General features: G+C 71.0%; 13 protein-coding genes. 5 read left to right on the top strand and 8 right to left on the bottom strand.

Annotated elements, in window-relative coordinates; translation table 11 throughout:
* The first annotated feature begins 11 nt into the window (after positions 1-11).
* Positions 12-557, top strand: a complete 546-nt coding sequence (locus tag ACFQ6S_RS18555) for a GNAT family N-acetyltransferase (protein WP_383410373.1) — start codon at positions 12-14, stop codon at positions 555-557.
* On the opposite strand, the gene ACFQ6S_RS18550 is transcribed toward ACFQ6S_RS18555, so the two are convergent.
* On the bottom strand, positions 535-1,581 hold the full coding sequence (locus tag ACFQ6S_RS18550) for a chitinase (RefSeq protein ID WP_383410370.1): 1,047 nt from the start codon (positions 1,579-1,581) through the stop codon (positions 535-537). The two genes, ACFQ6S_RS18555 and ACFQ6S_RS18550, sit on opposite strands and share 23 nt — an antisense overlap.
* 147 nt (positions 1,582-1,728) lie before the next feature.
* Here ACFQ6S_RS18550 and ACFQ6S_RS18545 point away from each other — a divergent pair, with 147 nt between their 5' ends.
* Both ACFQ6S_RS18545 and ACFQ6S_RS18540 read left to right on the top strand, forming a co-directional pair.
* On the top strand, positions 1,729-2,736 hold the full coding sequence (locus tag ACFQ6S_RS18545) for an aldo/keto reductase (RefSeq protein ID WP_383410367.1): 1,008 nt from the start codon (positions 1,729-1,731) through the stop codon (positions 2,734-2,736).
* Positions 2,737-2,765: 29 nt separating this feature from the next.
* Positions 2,766-3,365, top strand: coding sequence for a TetR family transcriptional regulator (locus tag ACFQ6S_RS18540; RefSeq protein WP_383410364.1), 600 nt, complete (start codon positions 2,766-2,768; stop codon positions 3,363-3,365).
* A gap of 4 nt (positions 3,366-3,369) precedes the next feature.
* On the opposite strand, the gene ACFQ6S_RS18535 is transcribed toward ACFQ6S_RS18540, so the two are convergent.
* The 3 genes from ACFQ6S_RS18535 to ACFQ6S_RS18525 all read right to left on the bottom strand — a co-directional run bounded on the left by ACFQ6S_RS18535 (position 3,370) and on the right by ACFQ6S_RS18525 (position 5,785).
* Positions 3,370-3,993, bottom strand: a complete 624-nt coding sequence (locus tag ACFQ6S_RS18535; protein ID WP_383410361.1) for a GNAT family N-acetyltransferase — start codon at positions 3,991-3,993, stop codon at positions 3,370-3,372.
* A 10-nt stretch (positions 3,994-4,003) separates the two neighbouring features.
* Positions 4,004-4,222 (bottom strand): hypothetical protein, encoded by a 219-nt coding sequence (locus tag ACFQ6S_RS18530; protein ID WP_383411279.1) that lies wholly within the window; start codon positions 4,220-4,222, stop codon positions 4,004-4,006.
* Between the two features lie 135 nt (positions 4,223-4,357).
* A complete protein-coding gene (locus ACFQ6S_RS18525; protein WP_383410358.1) occupies positions 4,358-5,785 on the bottom strand; it encodes an MFS transporter in 1,428 nt (475 codons plus the stop codon).
* 101 nt (positions 5,786-5,886) lie between these two features.
* On the opposite strand from ACFQ6S_RS18525, the gene ACFQ6S_RS18520 reads away from it, so the two are divergent.
* Positions 5,887-6,780, top strand: a complete 894-nt coding sequence (locus ACFQ6S_RS18520; protein ID WP_383410355.1) for a helix-turn-helix transcriptional regulator — start codon at positions 5,887-5,889, stop codon at positions 6,778-6,780.
* A 57-nt stretch (positions 6,781-6,837) separates the two neighbouring features.
* Here the strand turns inward: ACFQ6S_RS18520 and ACFQ6S_RS18515 are convergent, their stop codons facing one another.
* A complete protein-coding gene (locus ACFQ6S_RS18515) occupies positions 6,838-8,283 on the bottom strand; it encodes an MFS transporter (protein ID WP_383410351.1) in 1,446 nt (481 codons plus the stop codon).
* 64 nt (positions 8,284-8,347) lie between these two features.
* Here ACFQ6S_RS18515 and dusB point away from each other — a divergent pair, with 64 nt between their 5' ends.
* Positions 8,348-9,502, top strand: a complete 1,155-nt coding sequence (gene dusB / locus ACFQ6S_RS18510) for a tRNA dihydrouridine synthase DusB (protein WP_383410348.1) — start codon at positions 8,348-8,350, stop codon at positions 9,500-9,502.
* A gap of 3 nt (positions 9,503-9,505) precedes the next feature.
* Here the strand turns inward: dusB and ACFQ6S_RS18505 are convergent, their stop codons facing one another.
* The 3 genes from ACFQ6S_RS18505 to ACFQ6S_RS18495 form a co-directional block, all read right to left on the bottom strand.
* Positions 9,506-11,320, bottom strand: a complete 1,815-nt coding sequence (locus ACFQ6S_RS18505; protein WP_383410346.1) for a CDP-alcohol phosphatidyltransferase — start codon at positions 11,318-11,320, stop codon at positions 9,506-9,508.
* 187 nt (positions 11,321-11,507) lie between these two features.
* Entirely contained in the window at positions 11,508-13,445 is a 1,938-nt protein-coding gene (locus ACFQ6S_RS18500) for a glycogen debranching N-terminal domain-containing protein (protein WP_383410343.1), read from the bottom strand.
* Positions 13,442-14,839 (bottom strand): trehalase family glycosidase, encoded by a 1,398-nt coding sequence (locus ACFQ6S_RS18495; RefSeq protein WP_383410340.1) that lies wholly within the window; start codon positions 14,837-14,839, stop codon positions 13,442-13,444. The genes ACFQ6S_RS18500 and ACFQ6S_RS18495 overlap by 4 nt, the downstream gene beginning before the upstream one ends.
* Positions 14,840-14,955 lie beyond the last annotated feature (116 nt).

Here is a 14,955-nt window from a genome sequence, read left to right as displayed (position 1 = left end):
GCGCCCCGAGGATGCCTGACGTGGAACTGTCCGACGGGGTGATCGCCCTGTCCCCGCTGCGCCCGGCCGACGCCGAGGCCCATCTCGCGGGCGAGGACCAGCAGTTGGTCCGCTGGCTCAGCGGCGGCCCCGGCACGCGCGAGGGCGTCGACGCCTACCTCCGGCACTGCGAGGAGCAGTGGGCAGCGGCCGGCCCGCTGCGCGCGTTCGGCATCCGCGCGTGCGCCGACGGGACGCTCGCGGGCACCATCGACCTGCGCTTCGCGGCGGAGGGCCTCACCCGCGGCCAGGTCAACGTCGCCTACGGCCTCTACCCGGCGTGGCGGGGACGCGGCCTGGCCACCCGCGCCGTCCTCCTGGTCTGCCGGTACGCGGCGGGGGCGGGCGGGAAGCAGGCCGTGATCCAGGTGGAGCCGGAGAACGCGGCGTCCGTCGGCGTCGCCCGCCGGGCGGGGTTCGCGCCCGGCGGGCAGAGGTTCACGGAGGACGGCACGCTGTTCGACCGGTATGTCCGGGACCTGCGGGCCCCTGGGATCAACGGCCCTGCAACGACCTGACGTTGTCGCCGAAGGTCCAGTTCTTCGAGCCGTCCCAGTTGATCGACCAGGTCATCAGGCCCTTGAGCGAGCTGCCGTAGTGCCGCCAGGCCTGGGAGACGAGGGACGGTGACATGTAGCCGCCGCCCGCGCCCGACTGCGCGGGCAGGCCCGGCACCTGCTTGTCGTACGGCACCTTGATGGTCGTACCCTGCACGACCAGGCCCTTGTTGAGGCAGTCGGTCTGGGCGGTGAAGCCCTCGACGGTGCCGGCGGAGTAGGAGTCGCCGGAGCAGCCGTACATGCTGCCGTTGTAGTACTGCATGTTCAGCCACCACAGCCGGCCGTTGTCCGCGTACTTCTTGATGATCGGCAGGTACGCGCCCCAGATCGAGCCGTAGACCACGCTGCCGCCGGTGACATAGGCCGTCTCCGGGGCCATGGTCAGGCCGAAGTTCGACGGCATCTGGGCCAGCACCCCGTCGATGATGCGGATCAGGTTGGCCTGGGACGTGGAGAGCTGGCCGATGTTCCCGCTGCCCACCAGGCCCGTCTCGATGTCTATGTCGATGCCGTCGAAGTTGTACTTCTTCAGGATCGGGACGATCGTCGCGACGAACCTGTCCGCAACGGCGGTCGAGTTGAGGTCGATGCCGGCCGTCGCGCCGCCGATCGAGAGCAGGATCGTCTGGCCGGAGGCCTTCGCCGCGCACATCTCGGCGGGGGTGGCCACCTTCACCCCGCTGTCCATGCCGTCCTCCCACAGCGCCGTCCCGTCGGAGCGGATGACCGGGAACGCCGCGTTGATCACGTTGTAGCCGTGCGCGGGGATACGGGAGTCGGTGATCGGGGTCCAGCCGAAGGGCGGGTGGACGCCGTTGGCCGCGCCGTCCCAGTTCTCCCAGTAGCCCTGCAGGACCTTGCCGGACGGCTTCGACTTCACGGCGCAGGTGTCGGCGGCGGAGGCGGTGGTCGCGACGGGGAGCTGGGTGAGACAGGCGGTCGCCAGTGCGGCGGCGAGCAGGCGCAGGGCGCGGCGGAGCATACGGGCCTCCCGGTGGGGGTGCGGTGAGGTGTCGTAGGCATGACAGTGCTCGTGGTCCAGACCTCTCGTCAATAGGTCTGGACCATGTTGAACAGATATGGAATGACAGATATTGAAATCTGTCAGCTGTTAGGGCATGGTGGAGGCATGACGATGCAAACCCGCACCCTCGGAACCACCGGCCCCCAGGTCTCCGCCCTCGGCCTCGGCTGCATGGGCATGTCCGCGCTGTACGGCGACGCGGACCGGACCGAGTCGATCGCCACCGTCCACGCCGCCCTGGAAGCGGGCGTGACGCTGCTCGACACCGGCGACTTCTACGCCATGGGCCACAACGAGATGCTGATCGGCGAGGCCCTGCGCACGGCGCCCGCGGCCCTGCGTGAACAGGCCCTGGTCAGCGTGAAGTTCGGCGCGCTGCGCGACCCGGCCGGCGGCTGGTCCGGATACGACGGCCGCCCGGCCGCCGTGAAGAACTTCGCCGCCTACTCCCTCCAGCGCCTCGGCGTCGACCACATCGACGTCTACAGGATTGCCCGGCTCGACCCCGACGTACCGATCGAGGAGACGGTCGGCGCGATCTCGGAGCTGATCGAGAAGGGGTACGTCCGGCATGTGGGCCTCAGTGAGGTCGGCGCCGAGACGATCCGCCGGGCCGCCGCCACCGCGCCGGTCTCCGATCTGCAGATCGAGTACTCCCTGATCTCCCGCGGCATCGAGGAGTCGGTCCTGCCGACCACCCGTGAGCTCGGGATCTCCATCACGGCGTACGGCGTGCTGTCCCGCGGTCTGATCTCCGGCCACTTCGCCCGCGACCGGCGGCTCGCCGCGAACGACTTCCGGTCGATGTCGCCCCGCTTCCAGGGCGAGAATCTCCGGCACAACCTGGACCTGGTCGAGGCACTGCGGAAGATCGCCGAGCGCAAGGGCGTCTCCGTCGCCCAGATCGCCATCGCCTGGGTGCTCTCCCGAGGCGACGACATCGTGCCGCTCGTCGGTGCCCGCACCCGCGAGCGGCTCACCGAGTCGCTGGGCGCGCTGGACGTCACGCTGGAGGAGGCCGACCTGACGGAGATCGAGCGGGCGGTGCCGGCGGACGCGGCGGCGGGGGACCGTTACCCGGCCGCGCAGATGGCCCACCTGGGCAGCAGGTGACGGCCGTCGTGCCGGGTACGGTCTAGCCCATGTCACCGACGCCCCAGACCCTGACCGCCGAGCGCATCCTCGAAGCCACCGAGGAGGTGCTGCGCCGCCACGGCCCGGCCAAGGCCACCGTGGTCGACGTGGCCCGCGCGCTCGGCGTCAGCCATGGCAGCGTCTACCGGCACTTCCGCACCAAGGCGGCGCTGCGGGAGGCGGTGACGAAGAGGTGGCTGGACCGGACGACGGGAGTGCTGGCGGCGATCGTCGCGGCCCCGGACCTGGACCCGGAGACCCGGGTGCGCGAGTGGCTCGCGGCACTCTTCGCCGCCAAGCGCCGCAAGGCGTTCGACGACCCGGAACTCTTCGCCACGTACTCGGTGCTGACGATGGAGACCGCCGAGACGGTCGTCGGCGAGCACCTCGCCGAACTCACCGGCCAGCTCACCGAGATGGTCCGCATGGGCGCCGGCTCGGGCGCCTTCACCAGCGACGACCCGGCCACCACGGCCGGAGCCCTCTTCCGCGCGACGGACCGCTTCCACGACCCGCACTACGCCGGCGAGTGGGAACAGCCGGGCGTGGAGGGGGAGTTCGAGGCACTCGTGGATCTGCTGATGCGCGGGTTGCGGGCTCGGGGCTGAGCTGTCACAGGCGGTCCGAATCGCCCGTCGTGCGTCCGAGGTAGGTGACCGGGCCCGGGTCCGGGACGTCGATCTCGTGGAAGCCGAGGCGGTCGTAGAAGGCCCTGGCCGGGGTGTTGGCCGTGACCATGGAGAGATGGACGGCCGGGACCTCCCTGTCGTGGAGGGCCCGCAGCAGGGTGCGCATCAGCGCACGGCCGTGGCCCTGGCCCTGCCACGCCGGAAGCAGGTCGATGTGGAGGTGGGCCGGGTAGCCCGCGACCTCCGGGACGAGCATGCGCTCCGGGTGGTGCAGAAGGCCGATCATCCGCTCGTCCGGGGTGGTCGGGGGGCCGGACGGCTCTGGGTGGCGCACGGCCGCCACGGGCAGCCACTCGGTGCGGAATGCCGTCACGAAGCGCGGGGTGTCCGCGGCGCCCAGGATGTAGCCGACCGCCCGGCCCGCCCCGTCGTCCAGGACGGACGCGAGATCCGGTTCCAGCACGACGTAGGGGAGCGCGAAGGCCGCCGGGAAGATGCCGGGATCCCGGTAGTGCGGTCGGCTGTCGCCGCCCTCGTGGGCCGTGCGGACGCAGATGTCCTCGACGGCCGCCCGGTCCTCGGGGCGGTACCGGCGGATGCCGCTCATCGGGCGTGGGTCATCGGTCGGACTGGGCCTCCGTCGGGTCAACCGTGGCCTGGTGGGCCTCCGCCAGGTGCTCCTCCGCCTTCAGCCACGGCAGGAACTGCGCGCTCTTGCGCCAGCCGCAGGTGTCGCATCTGATCGAGCGCTGCGCGCCTTTGCGCTGTACTCGTACGACGTGCTCGCGCCCGTGGTGGTCCCAGCGGCTCACCTTGCTCGTGTTGATCTCCAGCATGACGCCTCCAGCGTCCCAGGACATCGAGTCTTCGTGCGCGCCCTCGCGCAGCAAGGAGTGTGCAGCAAGACCAACATCAACAGGGACTCTTCCCCGGCGCGTTGACCAACCTGTGGCCACACCCTCACAACTCATTCAGCCGACGGTGCGCGGCAGACGCAGGCTGAGCAGGCCCGTCAGCACCACTCCGGCCAGTTGGACCAGCAGAGTTGTGATCAGGGCGTCCCGCATGCCCGCCCCCGGGACCAGGGAGAGGAACAGCGTGCCCAGGGTCGCCACACCCAGCGCCAACGACGACTGCTGGGTCGTGATCATCACCCCGCCGCCCACCCCGGCCCGCGCCGGCGGCACCTCGGACAGGACGATCCGGAAGACGACGGGGAGTTGAAGGGCCTGGCCCGCACCGGCGATCGCGGCACCCGGCAGCAGTTCGGGGAGGCCGAGATGCGGCCAGGAACGCCAGGCCGCCAGGGCGATCAGCGCCACGCCCACCCCCTGGATCGCCGCACCGGCGGTCACGACGCGGGTGCCGTAGCGGGCCACCAGCCGCGGGCCGGCCAGGGAGACGAAGAAGAACGCCACCGCCATCGGGACCAGGGCCAGCCCCGCCTGGACCGGGCCGTGCCCCGCCCCCTGCTGCAGCGCCACCGCGATCACGAACATGAAGCCGCTGAAGCCGATCGAGAACGGCACGATCATCACCAGACCGCGCCGCAGGGACAGCAGCGCGAACAGGCTCGGCGGCACCAGCGGCGTACGGCCCGCGCGGTCCGCCCTGCGCTCCACCGCGTAGAACGCCGCCGCCACCAACGGGAACGCCGCCAGCGACAGCCACGTCCACAGCGGCCAGCCCGCCGCCCGGCCCTCGGTGAGCGGGGCCAGCAACGCGAGCAGGGCGGCGGCGAGCAGCACCGTGCCGGGCCCGTCGACCGGTTCCGGGTGCTGGGAGCGGGTCTCCGGGACCGCACGGGCGGCCAGGAAGAGGCCGACGAGCACGACGGGTACGTTCACCAGGAACACCGAGCGCCAGCCGGTGCCCGCGATGTCCGCCGCGACCAGGACGCCGCCGAGGATCTGCCCGGCCACCATCGACAGGCCGGCCGTCGCGCCGTACAGGCTCATGGCCTTCGCGCGGCGCTGACCGCTGGTGGCCGCCTGAATGGTGGCCAGCACCTGCGGCAGCATCGCCGCCGACGCCGCGCCCTGCGCCACCCGAGCGGCGACGAGCGTCCACGCACTGGGTGCGAGCCCGCATGCCAGCGAGGTCAGTCCGAAGGCCGCCATGCCGCCGAGGAAGAGGCGCCGCCTGCCGAACAGGTCACCGAGCCGCCCGCCGAGGACGAGCAGCACGGCGTACGCCAACCCGTAGCCCGCCACGACCAGTTCGAGCACGGCCTCGCTCGCCGCGAGGTCGTGGCCGATGGTGGGCAGGGCGACGTTGACGATGAAGAAGTCGATGAGGGGAAGTGCCGCCGCGAGCAGCACCGTGAAGAGGCCGAGGCCGCCGAGCGAGGGTGGCGCCGCGGTCGTCCGGGCCTTGTGGGCAGTGATGGTTTCGGTCACGGTTACGAGACTGCGGCGGTTCTGAGAGTGGTACCAGAGTGTCCTTATCCTGGTAGAAGAACCACCTGGCAACAGGGTCCGGACGGCGGCAGGCTGGAGGCATGACGACCATGGCACAGGAGACGGTCACCCCGCCCCCGCGGGCGCAAGCCGCCTCGGCGGTGCGGCGCCACGAACTCGCCGAGTTCCTGCGCCACCGTCGCGAGCACATCAGCCCCGAGCAGGTCGGCCTGCCCCGCGGCCGCCGACGCCGCACACCAGGACTGCGCCGCGAAGAGGTCGCCCAGCTCTCGGCCGTCGGCATCACCTGGTACACGTGGCTCGAACAGGCCAGGGACATCCAGGTCTCGGTCCAGGTCCTCGACGCCCTCGCCCGCACCCTGATGCTCGACCCCAGCGAGCGCTCCCACATCTTCCAGCTGGCCGGGGCGGTGGACCCGACCCCCGCGACGACCTGCCCGTCGGTGACCCCCGCCATGCGGGCCGTACTGGAGCAGCTGGAGCCCTATCCGGCCTGCCTCCAGAACAGCCGGTACGACATCCTCGCCCACAACCGCACCTACGGTCTGCTGCTGTGCGACCTGGAGGCGGTGCCGCCCGAGGACCGCAACTGCCTGATCCTGTCGTACACGCACCAGGAGTGGCAGTCCTCGATCGTGCACCTGGAGGAGGTCCAACGCCTGATGGCCGCCCGCTTCCGCGCCGCGATGGCCGGCCACCTCGCCGAGCCCGCCTGGAAGATGCTCCTGAAGCGACTGAGCACGGAATCACCCGAGTTCCGCGAGGTGTGGGAACGGCATGAGGTGGTGTCCCATCGCGGCAAGCGCAAGGAGTTCCTCAACCGCCATGTGGGCCGGGTCGTGGTCGACCACACCGACCTGTGGCTGAGCCCGGAGGTGGGGCCGAGGATGGTCACCTATGTGCCGGCGGACGAGGAATCGAGAGCACGCCTCGAGAAGCTGCACGAAATCGCCCTTGAAGAGGCGCGGGACTGATCTGGATATGCGGCTCCGCCGCGTGGGACCAGCCCCTACGAACCGTTGGCCGCCGAACTACGCAACAACCCGAGACGCACCGCGAATCTCAGCAGACTCCAGCGTCTCAGCCGTACGTTCAGCAGTCCGACGTGCCCACGGCCCACTCGTCACCGCTCCCACCGCAAGAACCACCAGCCCACACCCCGTGATGATCCACCACCCCGGCACCGCGGCCGACACGAACGTCTCCCTGTACGACGACGCCCCCACCCCGGAGGCCAGCACCGCCCCGACCACCGCCACCCCGAGCGTCTGACCCATCTGACGGCTCGTGGAGGCCACGGCGGCCGCGACCCCGGCCTGCGCACGCGGCATCCCGGACACCGCCGTATTCGTGATCGGCGCGTTCACGAACCCGAACCCGATGCCGAACAGGGCGTACCCGAGGATCAGCGTGACATTGGACGTCTCGGCGTCGAAGAGGGCGAACAACGCGGCGCTGGACGTCATCGCCACACCGGCGACCACCAGCGACAGCCGCGGCCCCCGACTGCCGACCAGCCGCCCGGACAACGGCGCGCACAGGAACATCGGCATCGCCATCGGCAGCATCCACAGGCCCGCGTGCAGGGCGTCCAGTCCGCGTACGTTCTGCAGGTACAGCGTCGACAGGAACAGGAACCCGCCCAGCGCCGCGAACGCGCCGATCGCGATCACCGTCGCCCCGCTGAACGGCGCCGACCGGAAGAACCGCAGATCGATGAGGGGCTCGGCGCGCCGCGGCTCGTACCGGAGCAGGCCCAGCAGAGCGGCGAGGGCGAGCGCCGCGAACGGCAGGATCGACGGGAACCCGGCGTTCGGCGCCTCGATGATCGCGTACGTCAGTGAGCCGAACAGCGCGATCACCAGGAGCTGGCCGACCGGGTCGAGACGGCGGGCCTTGGGGGCACGGGACTCGGGAACGAAGCGGAGGGTGAGCAGCAGGGCGGCCAGGCCCACCGGCAGGTTGACCCAGAAGATCGCGCGCCAGTCCACCCCGTCCACGAGCAGGCCCCCGACCAGCGGTCCGGCGGCCATCGAGATACCGACGACCCCGCCCCAGACGCCGATCGCCCGGGCCCGCTCGCGCGGGTCCGTGAAGGTGTTGGTGATGATCGACATCGCGACCGGGTTGAGCATCGAACCGCCCACCGCCTGGATCATCCGGAAGATGATCAGCGAGTCCAGGGTCGGGGCGACGGAGCACAGCGCCGAGCCGATGGTGAACAGGACCAGGCCGGTCATGAAGACCCGTTTGCGGCCGATCCGGTCCGCCGTGGAGCCGGCCAGCATCAGCAGGGAGGCCAGGACGAGTGTGTAGGCGTCGATCGTCCACTGCAGGCCCGAGGTGCTCGCGCCGAGATCGCGTTGCATCGAGGGCAGGGAGACGTTGAGGGCCGTGGTGTCGAGGCTCACGATCAGCAGGCTCATGCAGCAGATCGCGAGGACCAGCATCCGGCGGCGGGGACTGAGCTCCGGCATCCTTGAATAGTACGCCTAACTAATGAATTTCGCCGCACCCCCTTCGGTACGTGAGAATGGGTGGATGCCCATGACCGCCCCGCCCGCCGCCGCTCCCCTGCGGATCGGCCCCCACACCGTCCAGCCGCCCGTCGTCCTGGCGCCGATGGCCGGTATCACCAACGCGCCCTTTCGCACGTTGTGCCGTGAGTTCACCGGGGGCAAGGGGCTGTTCGTCAGCGAGATGATCACCACTCGGGCGCTGGTCGAGCGCAACGAGAAGACCATGCAGCTGATCCACTTCGACGAGAGCGAGAAGCCTCGGTCGATCCAGCTCTACGGCGTCGACCCGGCCACCGTCGGCAAGGCCGTCCGCATGATCGCGGAGGAGGGGCTGGCCGATCACATCGACCTGAACTTCGGCTGCCCCGTCCCGAAGGTGACCCGGAAGGGCGGCGGGTCCGCGCTGCCGTTCAAGCGGAACCTGCTGCGTGCGATCCTGCGGGAGGCGGTCAGCGGGGCGGGCGATCTGCCGGTCACGATGAAGATGCGCAAGGGCATCGACGACGACCACATCACCTACCTCGACGCCGGACGGATCGCGGTCGAGGAGGGCGTGACGGCCATCGCGCTGCACGGCCGTACGGCCGCCCAGCACTACGGCGGCACGGCCGACTGGGACGCCATCGCGCGGCTGAAGGAGCATGTGCCGGAGATTCCCGTGCTCGGGAACGGCGACATCTGGTCGGCCGAGGACGCGGTGCGCATGGTGCGTGAGACCGGGTGCGACGGGGTCGTGGTGGGGCGCGGCTGCCTGGGGCGGCCCTGGCTGTTCTCGGATCTGGTCGCGGCCTTCGAAGGGCGTACGGCGGACATCGCGCGGCCGACCCTGCGCGAGGTCGCCGAGGTCATGGTCCGGCACGCCACGCTGCTCGGGGAGTGGATCGGGGACGAGGCGCGGGGCGTCATCGACTTCCGCAAGCATGTCGCCTGGTACCTGAAGGGCTTCGCGGTCGGCTCGGAGATGCGCAAGCGGCTGGCGATCACTTCGTCGCTCCAGGAACTGCGGGGCGGGCTGGAGGAGTTGGACCTCGACCAGGGCTGGCCGCTGGGCGCCGACGGACCCCGCGGCCGTACGTCCGGCAACAACCGGGTGGTGCTGCCGGACGGGTGGCTGAAGGATCCGTATGACTGTGCCGGTGTGAGCGAGGAAGCGGAGCTGGACACCTCCGGCGGCTGAGGGCTACTTCGACGGGCTCGGGGTCGAGCCGTACGCCTTCAGGAAGCGGTCGCGGAAGGAGCTCATCTTCCAGACCGGGGTCTTGGAGGTGGGCTGGAGGCCGTCCGCCCAGTTCCACGAGCCGATCTTGTCCAGGACCTCGGGATCCTTGGCGACGATCGAGATCGGGACGTCACGGCTGGCCTTGGTGCCGCTGACGCGGGACATCGGCTGGTGGTCGCCGAGGAACACCATGACGGTGTCTTCGCTGCCGTAGCGCTCCAGCCACTGGGTGAGGCTGGTGACGGAGTACGAGATCGACTTGCCGTACTCCTGCTTGGAGCGGGTGGAGTCGGAGATGATGTCCGCCGGCTTGGTGCCCGCCTTCTGGATGGGCTTGAAGACCGCGCCGTCGCCCAGGTCGTCCCAGTCGACCAGCTTCGGGATGGGCGCCCAGGGCTGGTGGCTGGAGGTCAGGATGATCTCCGACATCAGGGGCTTGTCGCGCTCCTTGCCGTGGACCTGGCGCTGGAACGCCTCCAGGGCGTACTGGTCGGGCATCGTCGACCAGCTGAACTTCGGTCCCCGGTAGCCGAGCTGGAAGGCGTTGTAGACCTTGTCCAGACCGTAGTACTTCTGCTCCGGCCAGGCCTTCTGCACACCGGGCATCACGCCGACGGTGTCCCATTCGCCGGTCTTCTTGAAGACGCTGGTGAGGCTGAGGTGGTCGCTGGCCATGACGGTGCGGTAGCGCTGCTGGTTGTCGATCCACAGGCCGGACAGCGTGGTGGAGTGGCCCAGCCAGCTGTTGCCGCCGAAGGTCGCCGACGTCAGCCAGCCGCTCTTCGCGTGGAAGCCGGCCTTGGCCAGGGCCTCGGTGCCGGTGTCGAGCGTGCCGGTGACGCCGGGGGCTATCTCCGGGTCCTCCAGGGCGCTGCGGCCGTAGCTCTCGATGAACGCGAAGACGACGTCCTTGCCGCGCAGGTCGGGGACGAGTTGGGCGGGCGGTGTGTTGCCGAACGTGTCGGCCTTCGCGTCCTTCGCGAACTGCGCCTCGTCGCGCAGGGTGTCCATCGCCCGGCGGGCGTGCACCTTCACGACACCGGCGGTGTGGTCCGCCGCGATCGGCACACCGGCGATCTGCACGCCGAACGCCGTGCAGGTGATCCAGACGGTGCCGGCGATCAGGGCGCCCTTGGAGGCCTCCGTCTTGTGCCGGGCCAGGACGTTGGCCACTCGCACGGTGGCCAGGGCGACGAGGGCTATCAGGAGTACGGCGAGGAGGATGAGGCCGATGGTGAGCAGGACCGTGGTCGTGCCGCCCATGGAGTCCTTCGTGTACGACTGCGCGTCGTCCAGGAGTTCCCAGTCCAGGACGATGTTGAAGTGCCGGCCCAGGTATTCGCTGAAGCCGATGTCCAGGAAGTTCAGGATGGTCAGCACGCCCAGGGCGGCGCCGGTGACGGCCGCGGTGATCAGCCGGGGGCGACGGGGGAGGCTGAGGAGCACGGCGGCTCCGATGACGGCCTCCGCGGGGAGGCGTACGAACTCTCTGAGCCTGAGGTTGCCCAGGGTGTTCGGCATCTGGAGGCAGACGTGGATCAGGGCGGCGGCCAGGAGGGTCAGGGTCCAGCCGAGGTACTTCCTGCGATCACGGAGCCAGGCGGCAACGGGGCTGTCGTCGCCAGGTGCGGGTGCCTCCTGCGGAGTCTCCTCGCCGTCGGCGGCCGCGGGGCCCGTGGGCTGTGGTTCCTCCGGCTTTTCCTCGCTGACGGGCGTCTCGTCGGTCAAGTCATCGCTCGTACCGGTCGATTGACGAAAGCGCGTGAAGACAGGCACCCGAAGGTCCTTCCGTGCGAGGCCCCTGCTGCAGTGGTGTGGCGGGCCGCGCTGGGGAGGCTGGGGCCCGCCATCCCCTCGTACGGCCCGGCCTGCGCCCATGTTCAGCCACCGTGCCCCAGCGCTGGGCAAACACACGGCAAACGGCGGGCCAACCGGCCCGCCGCCGTCCGTGTGCGGACACGGTCTATGCCCCGCCCACCGCCGTGAGCAGCGCCAACGGTGCCGCCGCCGAGCGGGATTCACGTACGCACGCGTGGGGGTACGGCACCGGCTCCGCGTGGGTGTCGCGGCCGTAGCCCGCCAGGACCTCCGGCAGACGGTGGCCGGTCGTCGTCGCCGCGTCGACCAACGCGTGGGCGACCGTGCGGGCCTCGTCGTGCAGGCCGTAGCGGGCCAGGCCCAGGGTGATCAGCGCGTTGTCGTGCGGCCAGACCGAGCCGCGGTGGTAGGAGAGGGGGTGGTAGGCCGGCTGTCCTGCGGCGAGGGTGCGCACGCCCCAGCCGGAGAAGAAGTCCGCTTCCAGCAGCCGGTGGCCCACCAGCTCGCCGTACTCCTTGTCCAGCAGGCCGGACCAGAGCAGATGCCCCGCGTCCGAGGCGAGCGCGTCCACCTGACGGCCCGCGCCGTCCAGCGCCAGGGCGGGGAAGGAGTGCTCCGGCATCCAGAAGTCCCGCTGGAAACGGTCCCGCAGGTCGGCCGCCGCCTGTTCCAGCAGGGCCGCGTAGGTCTCGTCCTGCCACACCGTGCGGGCCAGCCATGCCGTGCGGCGCAGGGCGTCGTAGGCGTAGCCCTGGGCGCCCGCCGCCATCACGGGGCCGGACGGGCGGGTGCCGTCGGAGTCGCAGATGGCGCCGGGGGAGTCCTTCCAGTTCTGGTTGGCCAGGCCGCCCTGGTCGGCGCGGTAGACCAGATAGCCGCGGGTGGTGAGCCCGCCGTGGTCCAGCATCCAGCCGATCGCCGCGCGGGCGTGCGGCTGAAGGCGGTGGGCCAGGGCGGTGTCGGCGGTCTGTTCCACGTACGCGCCGAGCAGGATCAGGAACAGCGGCGTCGCGTCCACCGAGCCGTAGTAGCGGCCGAACGGCACCTGCCCGAAGTGCGCCAGCTCGCCCTGCCGTACCTCGTGCACGATCTTGCCGGGCTGGGAGACCGCGTCGGCTCCCGTCTCCGTCGCCTGCGTCGCGGCCAGCGCGGGCAGTGTGGCGGCGGCCAGCCGGGGGCGGTAGGGGAGGGCGAACAGGGAGGTGAGCAGGGCGTCGCGGCCCAGGAGGGTCAGGAACCAGGGGGCTCCCGCCGCGGGGACGCGCAGTTCCTCGCCGTCGGGGCCCGTCGCCGGGACCTGGAGCGCGGCCAGATCGGCCAGGCCCCGCGCGCAGGCGGCGGCCAGCTCGGGCCAGCCCGTCGGGAAGGCCACCCCCTCCACGAACTCACCCTCCAGGGAGAGGAGTTGGCCGGACAGGGCCGCGGGGGAGCGGGGGACGCGCAGCGCGCGCTTGTCGCCGTGAGGGCGCGCCATCACCCGGAGGGTCAGCTCCGCCGTGCTGTGCGGAGCGAGGTCCAGGGTCCAGACCATGCGCCGGGCGCCGGTCCCCGTCTCCTCCACGGCGTCGGGGGACGGGTCCGTCGTCACCGTCGTCACCGAGCGCCATTCGCCTCGCCGGTACCCGAACTCCACGCCGTGGTCGAGGACCTGGCGGGAGCGGGTGGCGCCGGGTTTGGTGTAGGTGCGGTGGTCCGAGCGCAGCTCGAACTGGTCGGCGAAGTCGGCGTCGGCGGTGACCGCGAGGCGGATCGTGGTCGGCACCGGGCGGTTGCTGGTCACCCGCAGTGACTCGATGAACGAGCCCTCCCCCACGGCCTGTTCACGGAAGAGCGTGTAGGCCGGGGGCTCGTCGCGGCCGCCGCGCGGGACGAGCACACAGCGTGCGGTGTCCCCGTCGGCGACCGGGCTGAGTGCCTCGGGCACCGCTCCGTCCACGGTGAGCTGCCAGCGGCTCAAGTGCCGTGCGTCGCGCACGAACAACCCCTCCGGGGAGCCGGCGGCCCGTACGCCGCTGATGTCCCCGCTGTCGCCCACGGCGGCGAACGTCCCCCCGTACACGAGCAGATGATGACGGTCCGTCATCCCCGGTTCCCTCCCTTGAGTTCCTTGAGCTCCTCGACGTCGTGCAGCAGATCGAGCGTGAGCGCGGCCGTCCAGCCGAAGCCGGTGGCCCCGCATGCCTCGCCGGTGTACGGGTCGACGTACTCGGCGAAGTCGGAGGCGACCGCGAGCTCCAGCACCGCCTCGCGCAGGGCGTCGGCGCGCTCTCGCTCGCCATGGGTGCGCAGGCCGCGCTCCAGCAGCCAGTTGGTGTTGAACCAGGCCGGGCCGCGCCAGTAGCGGTGCGGGTCGAAGGCCTCGCCGAGAAGGTCGTACGACGGGGCGAGGCGGGTCGTGTCGCCGAGGCCGAAGTGCGGGCCGCGGGCGGTGCGGACCAGGGCGGTGGCGATGTCGCGCGGGAGGGTGGGCAGGAGGAGGGGGATCAGGCCCGCGACGCCGCGTTCGGCGATGAGCTCGCCCGTCCGCACGTCGTGGCAGAGGAACATCTCCCGCGCCGGGTCCCACATGCGCTCGATCAGCGCGGCCGTCAGGCGCTCGGCGCGCGCGTGCCGGGCCGTGCCCGTCGCCCCCAGCTCCCCCGCGATCCGGGCCAGCGCGTGCTCGGAGGCGATGAGCAGGGCGTTGAACGCCGGGTCCTCGACGGCGAAGTCGCCCGTTCCGTCTGTGTACCGCCCATCCCGGTAGTCCGTCGCCAGCCGTACATAGCGTCCGTAGTCCACATCCGTCGGCCGGTCCTCGGGGGCGCCGTGGGCGAGGTCGGCGCGGCGGAAGGAGCGGGCCGGGGCCGGCGTGACCCGGCTCAGCGGCGCGTCCCAGCAGGGGCTGTTGTCCATGCCCTGTTCCCAGGGGTGCACCACCGACGCGAGGCCGCCCCCGCCGAGGTCGCGCCGGTGCAGCAGATAGCGGTGCCAGGCGGCGAGGCGGGGATACATCCGGGCGAGGAAGCCACGCGCCCGGGACAGCCCGGGGTCGGCGCGGTGCACCAGCCAGGCCGCCAGCGCGTGCACCGGTGGCTGCACGATGCCGGAGGTCTGTACGGTGCGCGGGGCGCCCGCGGCCCGCCCCGCGGTGGAGGAGCGCCAGAAGTCGGGGCTCGGGAAGTATGCGTCGAGCGGCACGGAGGGGTTGAAGACGATGTGCGGGACGCGCCCGTCACCCCATTGGGCGTCGAACAGCGTCTCCAGCTCCGTCTGGGCCCGTAACGGCGAGAGGTGCCGAAGGCCGATCGCGATGAACGCCGAGTCCCAGGACCACTGGTGCGGATACAGACTGAGCGAGGGCACCGTCGAGGTGCCGGTCCAGTTGGCCTCCAGCACCCGGGCGGCGCCGAGGTGCCGGGGATCGGCCGCCGGGGGCGGATCGTATGCGATGTCACGGGCCGCAGGGCGGGCGGTGAGTTGAGCGGTGCGATCCACTTCGGGGCTCCCCGAAAGACGTCAGGCCGACCGGTTCGGTCGGTGCCACACTAGAGTTACGTCTATTTAACACGCAAAACCCAGCATGTAATGCAAGCTTGAGAAACACAAGGGGG

The organism is Streptomyces sp. NPDC056479, from assembly GCF_042795335.1.
In the GTDB taxonomy this organism is placed as follows: domain Bacteria; phylum Actinomycetota; class Actinomycetes; order Streptomycetales; family Streptomycetaceae; genus Streptomyces.
The sequence above is the reverse complement of the archived record's forward strand: the minus strand, read 5'-3'. Positions and strand labels throughout refer to the sequence as shown.

Excerpts from the sequence above, each read along its gene's own strand:
- ACFQ6S_RS18555 (WP_383410373.1), top strand. The coding sequence starts at position 12 with ATGCCTGACGTGGAACTGTCCGACGGGGTGATCGCCCTGTCCCCGCTG.
- ACFQ6S_RS18550 (WP_383410370.1), bottom strand. The coding sequence starts at position 1,581 with ATGCTCCGCCGCGCCCTGCGCCTGCTCGCCGCCGCACTGGCGACCGCC.
- ACFQ6S_RS18545 (WP_383410367.1), top strand. The coding sequence starts at position 1,729 with ATGACGATGCAAACCCGCACCCTCGGAACCACCGGCCCCCAGGTCTCC.
- ACFQ6S_RS18540 (WP_383410364.1), top strand. The coding sequence starts at position 2,766 with ATGTCACCGACGCCCCAGACCCTGACCGCCGAGCGCATCCTCGAAGCC.
- ACFQ6S_RS18535 (WP_383410361.1), bottom strand. The coding sequence starts at position 3,993 with ATGAGCGGCATCCGCCGGTACCGCCCCGAGGACCGGGCGGCCGTCGAG.
- ACFQ6S_RS18530 (WP_383411279.1), bottom strand. The coding sequence starts at position 4,222 with ATGCTGGAGATCAACACGAGCAAGGTGAGCCGCTGGGACCACCACGGG.
- ACFQ6S_RS18520 (WP_383410355.1), top strand. The coding sequence starts at position 5,887 with ATGACGACCATGGCACAGGAGACGGTCACCCCGCCCCCGCGGGCGCAA.
- ACFQ6S_RS18515 (WP_383410351.1), bottom strand. The coding sequence starts at position 8,283 with ATGCCGGAGCTCAGTCCCCGCCGCCGGATGCTGGTCCTCGCGATCTGC.
- dusB (WP_383410348.1), top strand. The coding sequence starts at position 8,348 with ATGCCCATGACCGCCCCGCCCGCCGCCGCTCCCCTGCGGATCGGCCCC.
- ACFQ6S_RS18500 (WP_383410343.1), bottom strand. The coding sequence starts at position 13,445 with ATGACGGACCGTCATCATCTGCTCGTGTACGGGGGGACGTTCGCCGCC.